This window comes from Streptomyces sp. NPDC056527, assembly GCF_042794475.1.
Lineage (GTDB): Bacteria > Actinomycetota > Actinomycetes > Streptomycetales > Streptomycetaceae > Streptomyces.
In genome coordinates this window covers 14,452-35,920 of the sequence record NZ_JBHTTQ010000062.1, presented here as the reverse complement: position 1 = coordinate 35,920, position 21,469 = coordinate 14,452, and the positions used below count along the sequence as shown (strand labels likewise).

At 64.4% G+C, this 21,469-nt stretch carries 13 protein-coding genes; 3 read left to right on the top strand and 10 right to left on the bottom strand.

Translation table 11 applies throughout. The annotated features are described in order from the left end of the window. The first annotated feature begins 120 nt into the window (after positions 1-120). Positions 121-552 carry an ester cyclase gene (locus ACFQ7Q_RS25440; RefSeq protein ID WP_383559034.1) on the top strand — a complete coding sequence of 144 codons (432 nt, stop codon included), beginning with the start codon at positions 121-123 and terminating at the stop codon, positions 550-552. Positions 553-597: 45 nt separating this feature from the next. Here ACFQ7Q_RS25440 and ACFQ7Q_RS25435 read toward each other — a convergent pair whose 3' ends face one another. Beyond that, positions 598-906: a hypothetical protein gene (locus tag ACFQ7Q_RS25435; RefSeq protein WP_383559032.1), complete on the bottom strand. Its 309-nt coding sequence runs from the start codon at positions 904-906 to the stop codon at positions 598-600. 311 nt (positions 907-1,217) lie between these two features. Here ACFQ7Q_RS25435 and ACFQ7Q_RS25430 point away from each other — a divergent pair, with 311 nt between their 5' ends. Further along, positions 1,218-1,469 (top strand): hypothetical protein, encoded by a 252-nt coding sequence (locus ACFQ7Q_RS25430; RefSeq protein WP_383559030.1) that lies wholly within the window; start codon positions 1,218-1,220, stop codon positions 1,467-1,469. After that, entirely contained in the window at positions 1,469-1,861 is a 393-nt protein-coding gene (locus tag ACFQ7Q_RS25425; protein WP_383559029.1) for a DNA-binding protein, read from the top strand. The genes ACFQ7Q_RS25430 and ACFQ7Q_RS25425 overlap by 1 nt, the downstream gene beginning before the upstream one ends. A gap of 261 nt (positions 1,862-2,122) precedes the next feature. On the opposite strand, the gene ACFQ7Q_RS25420 is transcribed toward ACFQ7Q_RS25425, so the two are convergent. The 9 genes from ACFQ7Q_RS25420 to ACFQ7Q_RS25380 all read right to left on the bottom strand — a co-directional run bounded on the left by ACFQ7Q_RS25420 (position 2,123) and on the right by ACFQ7Q_RS25380 (position 21,354). Next, positions 2,123-3,253, bottom strand: coding sequence for a tyrosine-type recombinase/integrase (locus tag ACFQ7Q_RS25420; RefSeq protein ID WP_383559027.1), 1,131 nt, complete (start codon positions 3,251-3,253; stop codon positions 2,123-2,125). A 479-nt stretch (positions 3,254-3,732) separates the two neighbouring features. Then, on the bottom strand, positions 3,733-4,215 hold the full coding sequence (locus ACFQ7Q_RS25415; protein ID WP_383559025.1) for a transposase: 483 nt from the start codon (positions 4,213-4,215) through the stop codon (positions 3,733-3,735). Between the two features lie 111 nt (positions 4,216-4,326). After that, entirely contained in the window at positions 4,327-9,924 is a 5,598-nt protein-coding gene (locus ACFQ7Q_RS25410; protein WP_383559024.1) for a hypothetical protein, read from the bottom strand. After that, complete coding sequence (locus ACFQ7Q_RS25405) at positions 9,921-11,570, bottom strand: hypothetical protein (protein ID WP_383559022.1); 1,650 nt, start codon at positions 11,568-11,570, stop codon at positions 9,921-9,923. Before ACFQ7Q_RS25405 ends, ACFQ7Q_RS25410 begins: the two co-directional genes overlap by 4 nt. Next, positions 11,561-15,847, bottom strand: coding sequence for a protein kinase (locus ACFQ7Q_RS25400; RefSeq protein WP_383559021.1), 4,287 nt, complete (start codon positions 15,845-15,847; stop codon positions 11,561-11,563). The genes ACFQ7Q_RS25405 and ACFQ7Q_RS25400 overlap by 10 nt, the downstream gene beginning before the upstream one ends. Further along, positions 15,847-17,271 (bottom strand): restriction endonuclease subunit S, encoded by a 1,425-nt coding sequence (locus ACFQ7Q_RS25395; RefSeq protein ID WP_383559019.1) that lies wholly within the window; start codon positions 17,269-17,271, stop codon positions 15,847-15,849. Before ACFQ7Q_RS25395 ends, ACFQ7Q_RS25400 begins: the two co-directional genes overlap by 1 nt. Beyond that, the gene (locus ACFQ7Q_RS25390) at positions 17,268-17,909 is read right to left on the bottom strand and encodes a hypothetical protein (RefSeq protein WP_383559017.1); all 642 of its coding nucleotides are present in this window, start codon (positions 17,907-17,909) and stop codon (positions 17,268-17,270) included. The genes ACFQ7Q_RS25395 and ACFQ7Q_RS25390 overlap by 4 nt, the downstream gene beginning before the upstream one ends. Beyond that, positions 17,906-19,198: an AAA family ATPase gene (locus ACFQ7Q_RS25385; protein ID WP_383559015.1), complete on the bottom strand. Its 1,293-nt coding sequence runs from the start codon at positions 19,196-19,198 to the stop codon at positions 17,906-17,908. The genes ACFQ7Q_RS25390 and ACFQ7Q_RS25385 overlap by 4 nt, the downstream gene beginning before the upstream one ends. Continuing rightward, positions 19,195-21,354, bottom strand: a complete 2,160-nt coding sequence (locus ACFQ7Q_RS25380) for a restriction endonuclease subunit M (RefSeq protein ID WP_383559013.1) — start codon at positions 21,352-21,354, stop codon at positions 19,195-19,197. The genes ACFQ7Q_RS25385 and ACFQ7Q_RS25380 overlap by 4 nt, the downstream gene beginning before the upstream one ends. Between the last annotated feature and the right edge of the window lie 115 nt (positions 21,355-21,469).

The window sequence follows — 21,469 nt, the reverse complement described above, 5'->3', positions numbered from 1 at the left end:
CGCTGCGCGTCTCAGGGGGCGTCGTCGACTCTCGATCATGATCCCCCGGTGAGAAAATAGAGGAACCGGACAACACCGGACTCCCGCACATCACCCGGATCCGAACCACGGAGGTGGATCATGGGAGAGGCACGCGCGGTCATGGACCGTCTCACCGAGGCGATGACGACGCCGGACCCGGACACCAAGGTGATCGCCGACCTCTATGCCGAGGACGCCGTCGCCATCACCCCTGACGTGGGCGAGGTACGGGGACGCGACGCGATCGTCGAGTACCTGCGCACGATGACGGACTCGGTCCCGGAGGCCACGTACACGTCCCTGCACAAGTACGAGATCGGCGACACCGCGATCGACGAGGGCATCTTCAGCGGCCGGAACACGGGTCCGATCCTGCTCCCGACCGGCGAGACGCTGCCGCCGACGGGCAAGGAGGTCAGCATCCGCGGGGTGGACATCGCGACGGTCAGGAACGGCCGGATCGAGAGCTACCGCCTGTACTACGACCAGATGCAGTTCCTGGACCAGCTGGGGCTGCTGCCGGATGCCTGAAGGCGTCCGGCGCGGTGAGCCCGCGTGCGCGCAACCGCCTTGGCGTCAGACCCGGTTCGAGAGGTAGTGGTGCAACACGGGGCCCAGTTGCGCCAGCCACTGGTGGAGTTGGGCCTTGCGCTTGGCGTCGACCCGGCACTCGTACATCATCCCGCTGGGGTGGACGACGGCCACCATGAGGATCGCGCCACCGTGCGGGGAGGGGGCGTGGTGCACGGTGGAGACGGCGGCCCAAGGGAAGTCCATGACCTGGCCGTTGATCTCCAGGGACACCCCGGACGGGTCCACGATCACGGAGTTGCGCCGGTCGTGCGCCACGAACTCCGGCGGCGGCGCCCCGTACGGCCCGGGCACGGGCGCCCCGTACGAAAAGGGCGGGGGACCACCGTACGAAGCCTGGGGCGCTCCGTACGAAGGCGGTGCCGGCACCTGGGGCGCTCCGTACGGGGGCGGTATCGGTGTCGGGGGGCCGAACCCGGGCGGTGTTGTCATGTCCCCAGTATGGCCACCCGTCCCCACCCGCCCCCGATCAGCCCGTCCGCTCCGGTGCGGGGCCGAACGACTGGAAGGAGCAGCGGCCCGACGGGCGTCCTCTGCGGATCGATCGAACCGCGCGGGAGCCATTCACACTCCCCAGCCTTACGACCGCCGGTAGGATAGGCACCATGAGCGGTAGCAGGAAGTATTCGATCAGCCTGCCCGAGGAGCTCGCCGAGGCCGTACGCGCCCACGTCGGGCACGGCGGTTTCTCCGCCTATGTCGCCGAGGCTCTCGAACAGCGAGTCGCCATGGACAAGCTGCGGGAGATCGTCGCCGACTTCGAGACGGACAACGAAGAACTCACCCGCGAGGAGATCGAGGCCGCCCGCGCGCTGCTGCGCCACGACCACCGACAAGCCGGCGGGGCCGCCGCCTGATGCCTGGCACCGTACTGCTCGACAGCGAAGGACTCTCGAAGCTCTACCGCAAGGACCGCACCGTTGTGACCCTGGTCCAGGCGGCGTCGGAGGAGGGCGTCCGCGTCGCCACCAGCGCCATGACCACCATCGAGGCCGACTACGAGCGCATCCACCCGGCTCGCATCAAGTGGGTCCTCTCCCGCGTCGACGTCCGCGACGTCACCAAGGAGATCGCCGACCAGGCCGCCGCCCTCCTTCGCACCCATCACCTCCACGGCCACAAGCACGCCATCGATGCCGCTCTCGCCGCCATCGCCCGCAACGCGCCTCAGCCGGTCACGGTCCTCACCTCCGACCCGGAGGACCTGACACTCCTGTGCGGCCCTTCCGTGGAGGTCGTCAAGGTCTGAGACCACGTGACCGCCACCCCGGCCGGCAGAGCATTGCCACCGCATCGCGGGATCGAGGACTCCCTGCGGACATACACCTGTGCCCGACCCGCCTATCGGCGAGTCGGGCACAGGTGTCGACATACCGTCAGACGTTGAAGCGGAACCTGTAGCGCAGAGCTCCCACCTGCGGAAACGCGCGTTCTACGGTGGGCATCCCAGCACCATCCCAGCACGGGCGTTCTATCCCAGCACCACTCAGGCCAGCCAGTCCTGGTACGCCTACACAGCCTGGTTGCCGACGCTCGGGCTCACCTCGTCCAACGGCAGGGACACTACCTCCGAGGTCACGGGCCTCATGGCATGCTGCAAGACTTCCCGGCAGCGCTCCCACGAGCCTGGCAGCAGATGCCCATAGATGTCCACCGTCGTCTTGACCGAACGGTGTCCGAGCCAGCGTGACACCTCGTGGATCGGCACACCATTGGCCAGGGCGGTAGACGCGAAGAAGTGTCGCAGGCTACGAGGCGAGTACTTGGCCTTGCCGTCCAGGTCCACCAGGTCGGCAAGGAGGCATGCCTTCTTGAACTGGTAGCCGTAGGACGCGATGGACGGCATCACTCCGGCGCCAGGCTGGCGCGGAGCGAAGAAGGTCTCGAGTCGTATCCGTTTGCCCTTCTGCCCAGTGAAGATCACAGGCACTGGCTTCCACCTGCGGAGATGAGTGTCAATCTCCTGCTCGACGAACAGGGCGGTGGGAACGTCTCGGCACTCCTTCTCCAGCCGATGCTTGAGGGGGACGAAGGGTGTCTGGCAGCCCATAAGGTGCGCCTTGGCACTGACCTGCCATCGGATCCTGACGAAGCCAGACCGCCTGCACTCGTTGGAGAAGGCCAGGGCCTCGCTTGGTCGCTGGCCTGTGCCGGCCTGAAGGTACACAGCGAGGCGGAACGGTGGTGTGATGTGCGCAGCGATCAAGTCCACCTCGGCTGGCGTCGGCACTGCGTCCTCGTCCACTGCCACAACATCCCTACGGGATATCCGGATGCCTCGGGCAGGGTTCTCCGTGATCCGCTTGTCTACGACGGCCGCCTCCATGATGGCGGCCACCATCACCATGCGGTCGTTCACCGTCGAAGCAGCCAGCCCTGCACCGCCCCGGTAGATGTCCTGGACGAACCTCTCAAAGTCCCGCCGCGCCAACCCAGCCAGCGGCTTACGACCAAGGCTCGGCACGAGATTGTTGCGAACGAACCCTTCGTAGTTACAGCGGGTCGCCTCAGCGACAACTCGTCGCTCGAGCCACTCCTCGGACCAGACCTCCAAAGACACAGCGCTGCGGGCAGGATCGACGGACAGGCGAGTCTGCTTATCTTGCTCCACGGCGGCAGCGAACGCGTCCGCACCGTCCAAGCCGATCCTCCGCGGAAACGACTTCTCCCGCTGCCGCCCCCGTCTGCCGCCCGACTCCCGATACCTCACAGTCCACGCATGGCCGCACCTTGGGCGCAAGCAGGGGTAGTTCCCGTCTCGGGCATCCCGCTTGCACCTCTGAAAAACGCTCGCCATCCGCCACCCCGATCTCCCGGACCCCTGCCCTTCAAATCGTGACCACCGCTGCACGCGTGAGCAAGAAGGACGCCACCAATCCACCCTTTTCGACGAACATGCACCTGTGCATATTGATCAGAAACCTATTGGTTTCGCCCGTCAAGGATGTGGCGGACATACGGGGGATTTGAAGTAGCCAGTGAAGAGGCGCGGTTGCCCCTGTCGGCCGTGGAGGAACCTGCAGGTCTCGGTGGCGAGTTCAGCCTGATTTCAGTCCCGTGGGTGTGAGGAAGATTGCGCCTAAGATCGGCGTTGACCAGCTCGTCGAGGTTCAGCTCGGGTCAATACGAGGGTAGGAAGTGCAGTTCGACCTGTTCCTTGTGGCCGACGAGCCAGGACCAGACGGCCTTCGAGCAGTGAGCCGGGTGCCAGTCGACGATCAGGTCCACCTTGCGGTCAAAGTGGCCGCCGAACCGGGCGAGGAAGCGGCACGTGGCCTTCGCCCAGAAGGTCTCGGTGAAGACGATCAAGTGCATACGGCCCTTGGCGCTGATCGCGAACATCGCGTTCACAGAAAACCGGATGCCGGTGCGGCGGACCACCGGCGTCGCGCCTTCGGCGCCCCAGGTGCGGCCGGTGACCTGGTCCGAGCGGATCCCGACCGGGTCACCAAAGAGGACTTCGGCGTTGTCCGCCTTCGCTCTGGCCCGGATCGCCGGCCAGGTCCCTCGCACCAGACGCGAACGGCCTCCGGATCTTGTTCGACGGCCCGCTTGTCCCGCCGCGAGAACCTCAGACCCCCACCGCTTGAGGTACTTGCCCACACCGGGCCGGTGAAGCGGACCCGGACCTGCTTCACTGACCGCCGTTTCGAGCGACCCTAGGGGTAGAACTGAGGAGCAGAGTCAGCAAAGTATAGAGCTCATCAAGCTGATCTACTTCCCTTCCGTGGCTGTTTTGGTTGCCCCTCCGTGCCTGGTGATGCGGGGACGGAATCGCATGCGGACTGCTCCATGACTGAACGCCGCATCAGTCGACCTGCTGGACCAGATGTACGCCTCACCAGGAGTGAGTCTTGCCATCGCCTCTGCGTTCAGACCGGACAGCGAGGCGTTGGCTTTCTGAACGTGCTTAAGCCACGCCGGAGAAGTGAACTTGTGCAAAATGATGTGGTTCGAGAGCTCAATGAGTTGGACAGGTACTGATGGGGGGTCCTGGCTAGCGACCAGAATACTCATTCCTTTGTGTCGCATTTCACGTACCGTCTCCACCAACCCTGCGACAAGATCCGGACTCTCGATGTACTTGTGCGCCTCATCGAAAACCACCAACTTGTTGAAGTGTTCGTCGTCATTCTTGGCCTCGGCGAACAGCTGCATGAGCACGACGAACAAGCCAAGGGCCTCGTCTTTTTCGATGAACTCATCCCGAAGGTCAACGATGATGAGTCGCCCAGGGCGAACCATGGCGGTGAGCTGAGTAGAGTCGTCGATGTACTCGGCCGCGAGGTTCAGGCGTTCCTGTGCAAGCTGCTTCAAATGGTCCTGGAGCCCTGACTCGGCGACTCCCTGTCGGATGGCGGCGAGACTGAGGTCTTGACGGTGTGTCCGCATAATCCGGGTGAGTTGGCGAATGTACGTCGACTGGTTTCCCACCGCCCCCATGAGGAAGCGCCAATGTGCAGCCTGGAGTTCCCGCGATGAGAACTTCAAGGGCTCTACCTCAATGTCGGGGTACTCCGCGCGACGTTGCTCCACCTGGTCTGCTGGCGCCAAGAGAAGGACATCTTTGAGCGCCCGTGGTCTGGCTCCGTATCGCTCTTCGAGGATCTTCAGTTGCTCTGTCTGATCATTGGGCCGGACCATGCTGGTGAACTCAGGTGCATAGTCCTGGGTTTGACTGTAGTGGAAGACGATGGTCGCGAGCGGGTGCGGAAGTCGATTGATCGGAGGCGCGGAAAGTGATGCCATCTCCATGATGCTTCCGAGGGTGTAGCTCTTCCCTCCGCCCTGGACGCCGAACAGACTAATGGTGTGCGTTTCATTGAGATCCAGGGCGATGGAGCGTCCTGCGACATCGCCAAGAACACCGTACTGAGGCGAAGGGTTCATCACCCCTAGGAAGACGTCGGGAACCGCAGCGGTCAACTGGGCTGGCGCGCCGACGGTCGGATCCGAGGGGAAACCGGCCGTGTCGACCACCGTGGGCGGGGAAAGTTCCGTCGCCGCGGTACCACTGTTGGCTACTTGGGATGCTCCGCTCCGCTCGGGTTCACATACCTCGGCAGGCTCGGGAGTATCTGAGAATGAAGGCTCCGCCGCACTCGCGGCAGACGGGTTCTCCGACGGTGCGGGAGCCGGCTCCGCATATGGGCCTCTCACCTCATCCGGAACGCATGCGAGGTCGCGAGGCATCTGCTCGTCCCACGTACCGTCATCCGGCACTCGGAATGCGGCGTCAGCAAGTCGGGGAACCGTTAGAGAAAGCGTTGAAAGCGTCACCGGCGCATGCGTGCTCTCGGCATTGGTGCCCGCTGAATCCGACTCGATATCTTCTCCCGAATCGCCCACGTGTGCCGGTGCGGGGTAAACCGTGGGAATGGCCTCGATGAGTTCTCTGATGAGGTTCAGACCGATCCGATGGAACTCTACTCCATGCTCGTCCTCACGGTCGGTGCCGGAGCGTGCGAGGTCGAAGATCAGGCCGCTTCGCGTGAAACTCAGCGTGTAACCCTTATCCAATCGGTCCAGCAGGTCTGATGCCTGCTCGTACGCAGTGGCAGACATCGAGCCGTGTCGCAAGGCTCGTTCGAGGTAGAAGCGCAGCATTGACTCCAGAGTGAGATTCTTAACGCTGCGATCCACTCGGTCAGGTACGGCGCGGTGCGGGTCGAACGCAGCCGCCAATACCTCCTGACTGCGATCGATCTGTTCAGCAACCTTCAACTTCAGCTGCTGGTAGGCGCCTACGTCATGCAGGGCGGTGTAGCACTTGACCTCGACAAGGCGGCAGGTGATTCCCTCAGTCTGTTCGTCAAGGTGGAACAGTGCGAGGTCACTGCGCTGAAAGGATAGGGCTTCACCCAGTTCCTTGGATTGTTTCCTGGTTTCGTTGTACAGGTCCAGATGGGCATCGAGCGGGACCACAATCTGATTGCTGAGCACACCCTGGTAGTCCAGGTAAAGCCTGGCTAGCGCAAGTCCGAGGACCTCGGTGCGCTGAGAGGTTGCTGAAGAGGCGAGTTTGAAACCAAGGTTCCCCGACAGCAGCCGCAGCTGCTCGAAGAACGTCTGCAGGTGCCGCTGCTCGACATCGAGTCCGTGCTGCGCGGCAGTGGGAGCGAGGAGCGCCCGCAGTTCCTCCACGGACCGAGAGCTAACGATGATCTGATGCGCAAGGCCGCTGCCCGTGCCAGGCGCGAAGTCGATCAGATACTCGGGCTGCCCGGTGTTGCCCGAGTGGTCGAAGTATTCGAGCCCAAGGGCCCGGTCGACGGTGACCACCCAGTCACTCACCTGGTGCGCCTGGTACAGCAGAGCCCGGTCCGCCGCCTCCAGGGTGAGTGTGGTGCAGGGGACGTGGAGCGCGGCGTTTCCTCCGGTTGCCACGGTCGCTGCCGCTATTGCCAACAGTTCGGGCAGCTGGCCCATCAGCTGTGCGAGGTCCTCGCCTTCCTCTACTGCCAGAGCGGGACCGAATCGGGGGATCTTTCGCCAGATCGCTTCGCCCGCGGATTCGGTGTATTCCGAGGTGGCGGCCTGCACCAGACCGTGGACAGGCGCGCCGGCAATCCGCCGACGCTCCGTGGACCCGTGGTGTTCACCGCCGAAGGCGTCCATCAGTACGGTGAGGTGGGCACTGAACTGCTCTGAGTTCTGCTCGAATTCCTCAATGGAACGCACCGAGAAGGCCAACTTCGAGCGGAGCGTGCTGCCCCCCGCGTCAAGGAACGCCTCAGCTTCCGCAGTCGTAGCCGCACGCTGAGCACTCAGAAGCTCACTGAGTGCACGTCCAGCCTCCGGAGCCTCGGGATCCGGCACACACAGCCGGATGTCGTAACTAAGGTCCCGAGTGAAGGGCCGGCGCTGCAGCTCGAGGAGCATGGCCGCGAGCAGCTCCCCGCTGTTCGCGTTGACGGCGTTGAGGACCAGCGTGTGCACATACGGATGGAGCCGGATATAGCGCTCCACCCGGTCGGCCAGGTGTTTGCCGGACAGCCCGCTGGCGCCGCTGCCCATACGCTCAGCCGCCTTGGGTACCTGCAAACCCTCGGCCAATCGGCCGAGCAGTCCACGCGGATCCTCGTGCTCGCTGGGTAGGAAGGCGCCCCAATAAGGGGTCAGATCTTCGGCCGCGACCATCAGCCGCCCATCGCGTCGGGGCACGGCGTAGGGGAACCCGAGCGGCGACAACGCGCTGAGCAGCGAGTCCCTGGCGCCTAGCATGTGCGCCCGGTCAGCTCCAGCTAGGCGGGCCAGCCAGTCCCGACCCAGATCTGCCCAGGTTGCCAACCATAGAGCCCGCAAGGGGTGTGTCGGGGAGACGAGCAACACGGTGTCCCGGCGCCCGACGCCGTCGGTGAGGGCCACCTCCACACAGTCGATCTGCTGAAGCTCAGCCAGCGCGGCAAGAGCTGCACCCCGGCCTTCGTCGACCACGCGCTCCATGTGCCGTAGCTGCTCGGCCACCAACTCGGTGTACGACTCCGCATACGCCACAAGGCTCGGCCGCAGGAGGTCGAGGTCGTGGGCTTCGGTGACGAGGCCCTCGCCCTCCGACTCTTCATTGCCAGCGCCGAGAACCGCGTCGAAGTAGGCTCGCCGGGCTCGGAGGAAGACCGCGTACGCCTCGGCTGCGCGTGGGCCAAGGCCAGCCCCCACTGCAGGAGCATCCTCGCGGCTCGCTTCTGTGTCCTCTCCTGGAGCAAGTGTGATGCGCCATTGTCCGATTGCCTCAGGCGCGACGAGGATCGACTGCTGCACGGCAGTCAGCCGGGGAGTAAGCCGGACCTCCGCCCCTCCCACCGAGCCGATGCGGGCCTGCAGTACGCCCGCCGGGCCGCGCCCGCCGGCCTTCCAGTAGATGTCCTTCAGCATGACACGAGCCGGGTCGTCGCCGTTGATGAGCGCATTGAACTGCAGGGTCCGCAGAGCCTGGGTGGCACCTTCGAACCGGCCAACGGACCGCTCTGGCGGTTCCTCGGTCTCCGCGTCGGGGACGACGTAGAAGCGCTCGCTCTCACCGCCCCGACCACCCAGGCCAGCCGATTCTGTATGGAACGCCTCGCCCTGGCCGTCGAGCGCCGTGACCTTGATGTAGTGCCAACCCTCGTCGAAGTCGACACGGTTCAGCTTCTTCAGAACGGGCTTGAACTCCTTCTTGGCCCTCTCGCCAACGGCCAAGTGCGTCATCTGCCCGATGGGCCCACTCCGCTCCGAGCAGATCTCCACACGGAACCGCTGGAGCCCATCCACTCTCCGAGGGTCGGGATCCACGGTGAAGCGAGCTGTGATCTGGCTTACACCTCTGGGGCCTGCCAGCAGATAAGGCTGTCCGGCGATCGACTGAAGCTCGACATGCTCGTTCAAATCTGCGGCGACATCACCAGCCCTGGGCAGCTCCAGTTCCTGAACGTCAATCGCGACTCCCACCAGCTGCCGCTCTTTCAGCCGCCAGTTCCCGAAAGACAGTCCCCAGTTCTCCCGATCGACGACGATGCGCCGGGTCCAAGATGCCGGGTCATCGAAACCCGAGCGCGTGGCAAAATCCGCGAACTTCTTGGTGAATTCCTCATCAGTGAAACCCAGTTCAAGGACTCTCTGTCGCTCTGAACGGGACGAGAAGGTGATCTTGGCAACAAGTTCGCTGTTGCGCCTGGCCCTGTCGGGCAGCTCACCAGGGTCGGAATAGAGCCCAAAATCGGGCACAAGTCCGAAATGAAACACTGCGGCGCCGGCCACCTCGAGGCTGAAGCCATTAGCCTTCAACGTGAGGAGATATCCGGAGCGTGCCCGCGCAGTTGCCTGATCCACGCCAAGCAGTTTGAAGAGCTCTTCCACGCTGCTCCGGACCTGCGGAGGTACCTCCTCCAACAGTTTTTCGGCCAGCAACTCGTACGTATCCGCCAGCAAGACCTCCTCAAAGGTGGCGATCCCGAAGGAATCCTCGGCGCTAGCCCGAAGCCCCGGCGGAACGAAGACCAGGAGCGGGCCCCCGTTGCCGGCCTGCTCCTCCTCGCTGCGGTTCCGCAGTTCCACCAGTTTGGTGCTGGTCACGGCGGCCTCGCTCAGCGGTCCGCCGGCGTGGATGTCCTTCGCCGCGGCGAGTAGACACACGGTGGCTCCGGTGACCGCGCCGCGCAGTCTGAGCACCAGCCGGGCGGCGATGTCCGAGTCGAGTTCAGTGACGCGCACGCAGTGGCCTGCACCCCGCTCGCGCAGGAGGCGTGCCAGGCGGGGCACAAGTACATCTTCCAGGGCGCCACGCAGGTCCTGTGCGGTCGGTTCGATCAGGCCGCTGGTGCTTCCGCTCATCGGGACGCCCCCGAAGCGGCCGGAGAGCCGATGACGTAGCGAGGAGTGATCGTCTGTGTCAGGTAGGCATCTGACATGTCCTGGTAGTAACCGATCTCTCTCAGGCGGTGGAGGAACGCCGCAGTGTTGGAGCGCAGGGCCGCCTGATCGGCGAGTTCGGCTCCGGAGAACCCGTCGCCGTGCGGAAGCCGGTCGATGTGAATGCCGTAGCGCTCAATGAGCAGGTCAATAAATTCATCGACGCGTAGTGGCGCAGTGTGGTGGTTCCCGTCAGGTCCTGGCCGCAGCAGGGAAATCTGGAGCAGCATTTCCAGCAGTCGGCTGTCGAGGACGAATCGCCGCTCTCCACGGGTGCCCCGCGGTTGGGCGAGTAGTGCGCCAGGGCGGTTCTTGAGCAGCATGGAGTCAAGGCTGTCGACGACGTAGCCGCGATGGTAGGCGCCCCGATAGTGCATCAGAGTCTCGATATAGGTCTGGAAGTCGTCCAGACTGAGCGAGGCGATCTGCTGCACTTCACCGGGCAGGTCCTCATCCGCTTCGAGTACAGCGGCGAGGCGGCTGGCGAAGTAGGCGTCGCGTTCGAGCTTCTGCGCCTTGCCGAGCAGAGGCAGGACCTCTGCTACGGAGAAGTGGCCGCGCCCTGTCGGATAGCTCAGCTTCTTCTTCTTCATCACCAGGTAGTCGGCAAACTCATCGAGCTTCCGTACGGTGTAGGTGGCTTGCACGAAGGCGGGAATGCGCCTATACCACAGTCCCGCGCTGCGCTGGGCGAGTGCCGCCGCTGGCGATTCGGGAACCCCGTCGACATCTACGAACATCAGGACCCGGTGGGGGCAGGGATGGCTGTGGTGCGCACCTCCATGCCCGGTGGCGCAGCCTGGCTCGACCCGCCCGTCCTCCACTGCTACGGGAAGCAACTTCATCATCCGCAGGTGGTAGAGGCCTAGGTGGAAGGCGAAGAGCACCTTCAGGTAGTCCACGAGTACTGTGCGCGGCATGTGCGTGCGGTGGTAAAGCAGCTTCATCACGTCGTCGGCGAGCAGTCTCGCCGGCTCAGCGCACAACTGTGGGTACGATGTTCGCTTCTTGCTGTCGTCCGGACGGTCCTCAACTTGGCCCGAGACGGCAGTCACCAGATGGAACAGCGCCTGGGTCTCCACGTCGGTGTCGGGTCCGGGCGTGATCCGACCGGTCTGCCGGTCCACGTCGGAGAAGAAAAAGCTCTGCAGCTCCTTGAGCGCGTATCCCCCGCCGATGGCGGCCAACATCTCGTAAAGCTGCTCGTCGGCACCGTAGGGCCGGGAGCGGCGGCTATTACGAAAGCGGTAGGTGAAGCCGTGCAGCGGCCGGGGTCCGGCCACCGCCTCGTTCGCGTTCCCCCGGTTCACGAGGTCCAGCAGATGAGTGCTCATCCACCGGGCGGTGGTGTCTTGGTCAAACCCCGCGAAGGACTCCGGGTGGTCAGTGACGAGGGAGACAAAGTCGTCGACGCTCAGCTCACCGGCCCGGCGGATCCGGCTGGGCCGCCCTTGGTGCCACAACCGAGCGAGAAAGGCCGTCAGCACCCGGTCCATGTCCAGAGTCTTATAGTCCAGGCGGCTCACCCCGGGATGCCGGAATTCCTTGTCCTTGCCCGTCAGCGCCATGGGGACTCCTCCTCCTGGGCGGAGCCCGCAATGGTCTCCATGTGCAGCATGCCGTTCTCCCCACGCCGGATCCGGTGCAGGTCATGGCCGTGGGTGGTCAGCAGCACCTCCTGATAGGGCACAGCTGCCAAGGTGTTCTTGAAGACAGCCAGGGCAAGCTGGCGCCCTCGCGCGTCGGCGGCAGTGGGACGGTACCCCTGCGCGAAGCGCTCAAGGAACTCGAACAAGTCGAGCCGGATGATGAGTTCAGCCAGTTCGGTCCCGGGTACGGCGGGGTCGCGGTAGCTCAACAGCAGCGACTGGCTGCTGCTCTCCACATACGATGAGGTCCCGGCCTGACTAGCGGCCAGGCTGAATCCATCCGCCGGGAACAGCCGGTAGCTGCGTACCGTGCCGCGCGGCACCTCCCGCACCTGCAGGGCGAGCGCGTCGCCCAACCGAGAGGGAGCCGCGAGTCCCTCCCCGCGGTTGAGAGCAGCCAGCAGCCCGGGCAGTGCCGCCCGGGCCTGCGCGGGAGAGGAGAGCAAGTCCAGGAAGCGCAGCGCGGAGCGGTATGGAAGCATCGCCTCGGAACGTTCCTCGTCGTACGCCTCGAAATACAACAGCCGCCGGACCCCATCCAGGTACGCCCGGTGCGCGGTGCGCTGCTCCGCTCCGGCGGAGGCCGACCGGGACAACCGCTCGAACTGAGCTGCCAGCAGCTGCCGATCGCGGTGCCCCCGTCCGTCGACAGCCACCATCGCCCGCTCGTCCAGAAGCCCCGTGTAGTCCAGCTTCCGGTCGAGCTGGGGTTGCGGAACGGAAGCGACATCGACCTGCCGCAGTAGCCCGAGTAGCCGGTCCTGCTCGACCGGGGCGCCTTCGGGGGTGGGCGATGCCCCCATGAAGGCCGAGAAATAGAAGCTGTCGATGGCCGGCTGTGCCTCGCCCGTGGTGTACAGCTCGTGGATCTCGACGCAGTCACGGCCGGAAGTAAGGGTGTAGGCGAGCGCGGAGCGCAGGTCGCGCAGGGTGATGTGTAGTTGTCCACGCAGTCGTGTCAGCTCGTAGATCCGCCGCAGCCGGCTCTTCACCTGGGGTCCTGCCACGGGGTGGCTGAAGGTCTGGGCATTGTGCCGGGCATAGCAGGTGGCGACGAGGTCGCAGGAGGCACAGGCGTCCCAGAACTGCTCGCGAGTCATCAGGTCGGCCATCCGCTCCAGGATTGACTCTCCGTCCTGAGCCTTGCCCTCAGCGTCCTCGACGCGGGCGGTGACGTCCCGGGCGTTGAGGTTGATGACGGCGACCGTGTCTCCTGTCGTGCTTCCGGCCAGCCCGGCGCCCACGAGGGCGGATAGCTTAGGGAAGCGGTCCTGCCTGTGGCTGAGAAAGTCCACGAGGCGGCCCTCGTTGACTGCGATCAGCCGGGTCTGCCCTGTCCCCCGCCAGGCAGATTCATCCTCTCCTGTGTACGGAGCGAAAAACTCCTCCAGGACCAGGTCGCTGTCGCTGTCCTCCTCGTCCTGACTGCCGTCGTGGTTGGTGCGGAACTCTTGCTTGCCGAGCTTGAAGTCCGCGCCGTTGGGGCGTGGCGGTCCGAAGACAGCTCCCGCGTCTCGCGCCTGCTGCTCGAAGCGCTCGAGGAACGCCGTCTTGCCGTCGCCCGCGTTCCCGGTCACGACGACCAGGGTGTGCTTCCCGTCTCTCAGGGCGGGCAGCAGCTTGTCGTCGAGAGCGGTCGCCACGTACACCTGCATGCCTTGCGGGTCCAGGCCCCGGGTGCCGCGGTTGCTGCGACGGCTCTGGCTGTAGAGGGTCTGTAGATGCGTGACATACGGGTTGGTGTTCGGTGCGGCAGCCTCGGCCTTATCCTGGACGATGGGCGCAGGTAGCGCCGGCCGTGGCGTGCTCAGCGGTTGGATCCGCGCCGATTCCAGCCGCTCCAGCGCTGCGAGCAGGTCCCCGGCGGAGGCGAATCGCTCGCTGCGGTATGGCGAGATCGCCTTCAGCAAGATCTCCACCAGGCCAGGCGCCACATTCCCGAAACCGCTGTACAGCTCCCTCGGGTCGATAGCGCGCACACCGGGCGGTGGGTTCGGTGTGGACTGCCACGGGTACTGCCCCTGGGTGAGCGCTTCGTACAGCGTAATGCCGAGCGCGTAGAGGTCGCGGTCGGTGTATGCACTGCCGTCCGCGGGAAAGTCCGCGAGGTCCGGCGGCAGGTAGCGGGGCGTGTTCCCGGTGTGTCCGGGCGAGGAGTCGGCCATCTTGGAGATGCCGAAGTCGATCAGCTTGACCCCGTCGTCGGTCCAGAGCAGATTGCTGGGCTTGATATCGCAGTGCCACACCCCATGAGCGTGGATGTGCGCGAGTCCCCGCGCGGTGTCCACCGCGAGCCGTCGCACGTCCTCGGGCCCCAGCCGGCCCGTACGGATGATCTCACCGACGTCCTTGCCCTCGACGTACTCGAAGACGATGTATGGATAAAGGTCCGGGTGCGGCAGCCGGTCCGCGTCAATGACCGCCACCACATTGGGGTGCGGGTCACCGCCCAGTCGCTCCAGCGCGGCGAACTCGCGCTGCAACGCCTCCATGGGCGAATCCCGGTCGCGCAGGACCAGCTTCACCGCCCGGTCAAGGTTCCTTATGGTGTCGTACATCTTGTAAGCAACACCGCTTGCCCCCGGCAACCCCATGCGGTTGCGCACCAGATACTTGGTGCCGAACTGGGACTCTGCGGGCAGGTTCTTGAAGAAGTTCGCGTCCCGGGGCGCATCTTCGCCGCCGCTGGCACCCCCGGCAGCAGGCGGTCCTGTGGGCGGCTGCCGAGGCGGCATGGCTCCTGCCGAACCACCCGTGCGCTTGACCGGCGTGCGCTGGGCGTTCACGGCCAGGTCGAAACGGCGCAGCGCCTCACCCACCGTGGGGGGCCGATCCCCGGGAGCGGCGGCACAGAGGAGTTGCAGCCAGTGCGTCAGCTCCAGCCGCACTCCGGCCTGTTCCAGCAGGCTGACGGGGAGACGGCTTCCGGGGTCCGCCTGCTCGGTGGCGGAGGCGAACGGCGTTGATCCGGCGAGCAGTTCGAAGGCGATCACACCAGCGGCGTACAGGTCCGCAGCGGGACCCATGGCTGTGGGATCGGCGTGGCACTCCGGGGCCAGATAGGCCAGGTCTGCGGCGGCCCGCGCTTCCCGCATCACCGTGTGGCCCCGCTTCTGGGCGGTCTTGGCGTAGTCGAAGCCGGTGAGCATCGCCCGGCCGTCCTGGGCCAGGAGGACCGTAGCGGGACTCAACTCCCGGTGGGTGATGTGGCGATGGTGCGCATGGGCCAGGCCGAGCAGAATGTGCCGGATCACTCGCAACTTGGCGTCAGCGGTGAGCGCGTCGGCAGACCCACTGAGATGAAGGCGCAAGGCATGCCCGGGCACGTCGTCGTAGACGGTGACCCAACCGCTCTCGTCCTCGGTCGAGAAGAAGTCCCGTACCCCGACGATGTGGGGGTGAGCGGGGAGCTTGCCGAGCGCTTCGTAGGCGACACCAATCTTCTTCTGCTGCAGCGCACGTTCGGCGGCGGGCGCGTACGGGTCAGCAGCGCGCACGGACAGCCGCACAGTCCCCGATCCGCGCACGGCCGCCGCGTTGCGGGCGCGGTATTCATCCAGGACGTCGATACCGGGGGCGCGCTGCGACTCACTGAGCCGCTCGATGACCTCCCAGCTACCGAAACGCAGCGGGCCGGATGGCGGCTGGGAAGCACCGGTGAGGGCGCTCACGATGGTTGCATGGTGCGCGGACACATCCGCGTCGACCGGGCGGGTACCGGTCGGTACGCTCGAGACGTCGGCGAGGCGAGGGATCAGGTCCGGCAAGATCACCGTCGCCTTCTCGTCTCGCTGATCGGCGGTACGGTCGATCAGCGCCGCATCCGGGGCGGACAGCACGACCAGCGCAGCGGTGTACACGCGGGACAGCCTCAGATCGGCGTCCTGCAACAAGCTCTTAAGCTGCTTGGCATGCCCGCGCAGCTTAGGCAACGGGCTCTTGAACGGGGCACGGCCGGCCGGACACCAACGGCCCCCCTCCACCTCGATCCGGCCCCGCGTGCCCTTCACGTCGATGGCGAACACGGCGTGGCCGGTGACCACTACAAGGTCAACCTCGAACAGTTCGCCCCGGCGCGGAATCTCCAAGGAGTGCAGCACGGTCCAGTCATCCGGGCCGTGATCGCGCAAGTACGCGATCACCTGACGCTCGGCGTCGTTGACGGCCTCCCCCACCGCGATGACCCTGGCACCCATCAGACAGCGGCCTCCTTTTCGATCGCCTCCGTAAGGAGTGCGAGAGCTTGGTCTTCGAGCACGTCGGCGCGGTCGCGGTCGCGGTATGCCTGTCGGACGGTCTCGGCAATGCGGGTGCGGTCGGCGGCGGTGGCGAGCGGAATGGGAAAGGCCTTCAACATTCCCCTATGCAAGCTCTGCGGACCTGAACCAGCCATCATACTTCTGAACACTCGAAGTGCCGCCTCTGACCGGAGAAAGCTAAAGAGAAATGCCCCCGAAATATCGCTAGAACCAGCAGAGATCCGGAGAAAATGCTGGCTGTATGCATGAGGAAGCCACCGCCCAGTCACCATCATTGCCCTGCCCAGCAGACCATTCTCACTAGGGAGCCCTTGAGCCCCAACCATGACGGTTTCATCAGGCACAAAGCATTGCCTGGGCGTGTGCGCACGACTCAGCACTCGACCATCCTCTGGACGATTCCACCACCCTTGACGCTGCCCCACCAAGAGCGTTCCACCGTGCTCGTAGTCGCTGTCAATTCTTTTAAACATGGGCCCAGTGGACAGGAGTCCTCCCTCACAGATGTCACCCAGAGTTCGAGCCTCCACCGAGGCCAAAGCAGCGGTAATCTCCGAAGCACGCCTGCCATAATTCATAGCTCGAAGCGACATCGACCCCAAGCCCGTAACGGCAAAGCCGAGGTCACGCTCCTGCTGGTGCCAGCGCAGGTCGTTCAGCTCGGGAAGGCCAACGCTCTTAAAGAAGTCCTCCGTCGCGGCTACGACCCCCTTCTGAAAGGCGGTACGCAACAGGGATGCTTCCTCAACCAGGTCGTGAATCTCCTGTTCCAGATTCTCGCCGAACCGCGGCACCGGAAGCCCCGCGATGTGATGCGGCTCGATGTGCTGAATGATCGCCCCATATGCCGAGCTTGCGATCATCGGGACGCCGTACGGACTCCGTAGGAACGTGTACAGGTAACCCGAGAGCATGCGGCCGTTCCTCGGGACGACCTTCATGACGTGCTGAGACGACCAAATCCCCTTCATGTCAGAGCGGACATAAGCCATGCGACCGATCGTTCCGGAGCACGAGATCAGGGTCATTCCCGGCTCGATCTCCAGATACGGAAACTTGTCCGCAACCTCTTTGCTCAGCCGCGGCAAGAAACTGAAGTCCGCCTCCATCATGTCCGCGCTACCAAGGAACGGCACCGTGTGCTCGGGATCATGCAGATAGATCCGGCTGAACTTCGGTCCGTTGAAGATCCCGCCGTTATGCCCTGCCGTCACCTGTGACAGCTTTTCCGTCCGCGAAAGCCGCTCCAGCAGCTTCTTAGCCTCCTGCGCCCCCGACAGATACGGCGCCGGGTCCAGACGGAAGCCCTGCTCGGCGAGCCAAGCCGAGGTAACGGGGTTGGATGGGTTGACGAGCTTCACGAGGCGTACTCCGGGGGGAACCAGGTGCGGAGAGTGGAGAGAAGGTGTTTGAATGCGGGGTCAGTGCAGCCCCGGAAAGACAGTTCAGCGGCCCGACGGAAGACGGCGTTGCTTTTGTCTGCGCGGTACTGCCGGGACTTGCGCAGGTATGTGAGCGCTTCCTTCGGGTCAGTCGGCTTGTCCTGCCCCGCCGGCCAGGACGCCGCACCCAAAGATGGCAGCAGCTCCCTCATCGGCTTACCTCGGTACTGGGCCGGGATCTTAAGAACACCGCCGAGCTCAGGACTGTCCCGCCAGAACCAGACTTCCAGCTCCGGATCGAGGACGATCACCGCAGAGTTCTGCCAGACACCGTCCAGTTGTCCCTCAACCTGCTCACGTATGGCATTCGCTCCCGGACTGCCCTCCCATGCTGCGTCCACCATGACCACAGCGTGTGACTCGGTCAGCTCGTACGGCCTGAGCAGCTCCCGGGCAGTGTTGTACACCCCGGGATCTTTGGTCGGCGCAACAATGATCTCGTGGGTGAACGGCGCGCAGCTCAACCTCGTATGCGCCTGGCCTCGCCCGAAGAAGCCACGCAGCATCTGTTCCATCCCCCCGTCCGCCACCAGGAAGACGACATTACGCTCGGTCAATTCAAAACCCCCGCCGCGAAGAGTGTGCCGACGTCCAGGGCACCCTGCCAGTCCTTCAAGCGCGGGTGCTCGTCACCACGGATCACCGTGACCTGGCCGTCACCGTTGAGTCGGGCGGCCAGCACATCGCTGAGATCGACGTGCGCGAGCACCAGCGGTGAGTGCGTGGAAATCCAGACCTGGGTGTCGTACATAGACTCCAGGGACTGCACTACCGTCTCGATCGCCCGGGGGTGGATGCCATTCTCCGGTTCCTCCGTCACCAACATCCGCGGTGCCTCGGGCAAGTACGGGAGAAGGGTGAGCGCGAGCACGCGAAGCGTGCCGTCCGAGAGTCCACTACTGGTCACCCGGTGGCCGCCGTGGTAGCGGACGTCGAAGTAGGCGTACCGGTCTTCTTCCCGTATCCGTACGTCAATGGCCTCGATCTGCGGAAGCGCGGTCTGTACGTGCTCTACCCACGCCTGGTAGCGCTCCTCGTCCGCCTCTCGGAGAGTCTTCGCAAGCCATGGAGTGTTCCGGGCGTCTGCCCGCAGCGGCTCACGCGCGCCGCCAGGAGGTGACGCGGTACGCAGCCCCGCCCAGTCCGGGGAGTAATTGACGGCGTTCTGCTGGAGTAGGTCAAGGAACCACAAGGCCGCCGGATACTGCTCGCGGTCCTCAGGCAACGTCGCCAGGGCCAAACGGTCAGGGCGAAGCGACCGAGGGCCAGCCTTCTGGCGGGAAAGCTCTGGCAGGAAGTACGGAGGCTCGCCCCGCTCGCGCCGGATGACGTAACGCCAGTCCTTGTACGTCGCCTCACGCCTGGAGCCCTGCGGCTGCCCTTGAAGGACCTGTCCGAGGACTGGCGGATTACGGTACTCGTTGAAGAGGAAGAGATACTCCTCGGCGATCTGCAGATCGGTCCCGTTGAAGACCTCAAAGCGGATCTCGTACCGCAGGTGAGTGGGCTGCAGCTGGCTGAGATGTCCGGTGGTCTCGTCTGCGTGCTTGCGCGCAATGTCGTCGTCGAGCTTGGCCTCCACAGTGAGCGTGAACTCGTTTCCGCGCCCGCAGTGCATGAGCTCGCTCAGCGTGTGTGCGCGCGGCGCGGCCGCGCCGCCTTGCGGCACGAGGAAGGCGTCGGAGACCGGCTGGCGCGGCTGGAGCAGGTCGCCGAGCAGGCCCGGGATGTCCAGGATCGTTGTCTTGCCCGCGCCGTTGGGCCCCGCGAGCACGTGAAAGCGCCCCAGGTCCACCGCCAATTTGCGGAAACACCGGTACTGGTATGCCTCGATCCGCGTGATCATGCGCTTCCGCCCCTGCGGAGCGCGGCCGGATCAGCGCCGGGCATCGGGTACTTCTTACGGAACTCCCGGTACTTCTGAGCGATAACTGGGAGGTCGTTGTCGATGACCGGAGTGCTGCGAGTGAGCCGCCGGATGACTTCCTCGCCCTTGATTCGAATCCGCTCGCGCTCCTCCGTTTCCTCCATCACGATCTCTCCTTCCGGAGTGCGCTTGTACAGCTCTTGCCCGCGGCGATCGAACCCGACCTTTTCGGCGACCGCCATAAAAACCTCGTACGGCCTCTCGCTGCCCATACGGAAGTTACTTACTTCCTGTGAGGTTTTTTTCTTGAGGAAGAGCAAGGTCGTGAGGATGTTGACGTTAGCGTCGACGATGAAGGTCTCCACTGGAAGTTCAACACTCGCCAGAACCCAGCAGTGTTCGAGGATGTATTCCCGGATCTTCTGGTCCGTCGGGCCTGGGTTGGAAAGGATGCCATTCGGTAGGACGATTCCGATTCGGCCACCCGGCTTGACCCACTCGATGCCGCGCTGGATGAATAGCTGCTCCGGCGCCATGCTGGACGGCCGGCTGACAAGGCTCTCTTCAATATCGCCGGTCTCCCGGTTCCTCGACCAGGATTTGGCCACACCATCGCGGAACTGGTTCAGGACCGCGTCGTCACTGATCGGAATGTCTGCACCGAAGGGTGGGTTGGTGAGCAGTACGTCGACTGTGGCATTGGTGGCAGGAGGGTTGTCCAACGGGATCGCTTTGAGGGCAGGTGCCGTACCTGGGAGGTGTTCACCAAGTGGGAAGGCCAGGGAGTCCATGTGGAAGACATTCCCGGTGGTGTCCGCGAGCGTCATGATGTTCATTGTGGTGGCCCGGACCAGGAATGGATCGAAGTCGGCCCCGAAGAGGTGCTTCTCCGCATAGGCCCGCAACCGGTCACGGAATCGCTCCTGCTGCTCCTCTGTGTCCGGGAACCCGTAGGTGCCCTCCTCCTTCTGCCAAGCATGGTGAAGGTGGTTGAGCGTCGCCTGGAGGAATCCGCCGGTACCGCAGGTGGGGTCGAGGACTGTCTCATCCTCCTGCGGGTCGAGGATCTCCACCATCAGGTTCACCGCGCCGCGAGGGGTGAAGTACTGGCCGCGGTCACCTCGCAGATTGGTGCCGACGAGTTCCTGATAGGCGATGCCCTTGGCGTCGATGTCCGTGCCGCCAAGGTCGTACGGAGCAAGTGCGGCAACGATGAAGGCCAACGCCTTGTCGGACAACGTGATCTCGTCACCGGGTCGGAAGACCGACTTGTACTCGCCCTTGACTTCCTCAAACAGGGCCTTGACTCGGTCGGCGATCCCCTTTCTGCCCTCTGCGGTGTTGTTCTCCGTCATGCCTACCTGGAAGCGCGCGCGCCCCGTTCCCCGACTCTTGCGCTCGTCGTACATCTTCGCGAAGAGCAAATAGAGGAACTGCCAGAAGGCAGCGTCCTTGGGCATGCCCTCGTTGCCGTGGATGTAGTTGTGGCAGCGGCGGAAGGAGACCTTGAGCATCTCCGGATCGGCTCGGCGAAGCCGCTGGTGGGAAACGACGGTGCGGCTACCAACACTCTCCTGCGCCACGTCCCAGTCGCTGCGATGCTCGAATGTGGTGCCGAACTTGGTAGCGATCTTCTTCAGGAAGAAGAAGTCGGTACCGTCCGTCCATAGTCCGTCCGCGCACTCCGGCCGGTCCTCAGCACCCAGCAAGTCCTTGAGCTCTTGGAGGTCCTTCTCAGCCTGCTCAGGCTCGCGGAGCTTGACCACGTTCTTGCCACGCTTGGGCTCGGGCTTACAGACCACCACCCGGCGTAGGTTCGCCACCTCGTGTCTGGCGTCGTGTACGAAGATCGCAATGTCGGCCTTCTTCGTCTTCTTCCGGGCACCGTCCGTGGCGACTGGCACCGGAAAGTCACGAGCCATGTCCCCGGGGGAGATCCCGTGCTCATGGAAGAGCGCGCGGGCGATGCGCTGGCGCACTCTTTCCTTGGCGCTGTCCTTGATCGCCTCACCCGTGATGTAGTCGACGATCTGACCTTCACCGAGCGAGGTCACCTTGGGCTCCGGCTCCACGGCAGACGACTCACCGGTCTTCCCGGTCGTCAGCATCTCCAGGTCCAAGGTCAGCTCCTCCATGGGTGGCCACTCTTCTCATTCTCGTTCTCGGTACCAGCGCCGACCGGGGCCGGGACCTGCTGCACATGCGATCTTAGGCCGCTCCGGTTGCGTCTGCGGCTCTGTCGGAATACTT

Coding starts and splice junctions, on each gene's coding strand:
- ACFQ7Q_RS25425 (WP_383559029.1), top strand. CDS start 1,469: ATGCCTGGCACCGTACTGCTCGACAGCGAAGGACTCTCGAAGCTCTAC.
- ACFQ7Q_RS25410 (WP_383559024.1), bottom strand. CDS start 9,924: ATGAGCGGAAGCACCAGCGGCCTGATCGAACCGACCGCACAGGACCTG.
- ACFQ7Q_RS25380 (WP_383559013.1), bottom strand. CDS start 21,354: ATGGAGGAGCTGACCTTGGACCTGGAGATGCTGACGACCGGGAAGACC.
- ACFQ7Q_RS25430 (WP_383559030.1), top strand. CDS start 1,218: ATGAGCGGTAGCAGGAAGTATTCGATCAGCCTGCCCGAGGAGCTCGCC.
- ACFQ7Q_RS25405 (WP_383559022.1), bottom strand. CDS start 11,570: ATGGCGCTGACGGGCAAGGACAAGGAATTCCGGCATCCCGGGGTGAGC.
- ACFQ7Q_RS25400 (WP_383559021.1), bottom strand. CDS start 15,847: ATGGGTGCCAGGGTCATCGCGGTGGGGGAGGCCGTCAACGACGCCGAG.
- ACFQ7Q_RS25385 (WP_383559015.1), bottom strand. CDS start 19,198: ATGATCACGCGGATCGAGGCATACCAGTACCGGTGTTTCCGCAAATTG.
- ACFQ7Q_RS25440 (WP_383559034.1), top strand. CDS start 121: ATGGGAGAGGCACGCGCGGTCATGGACCGTCTCACCGAGGCGATGACG.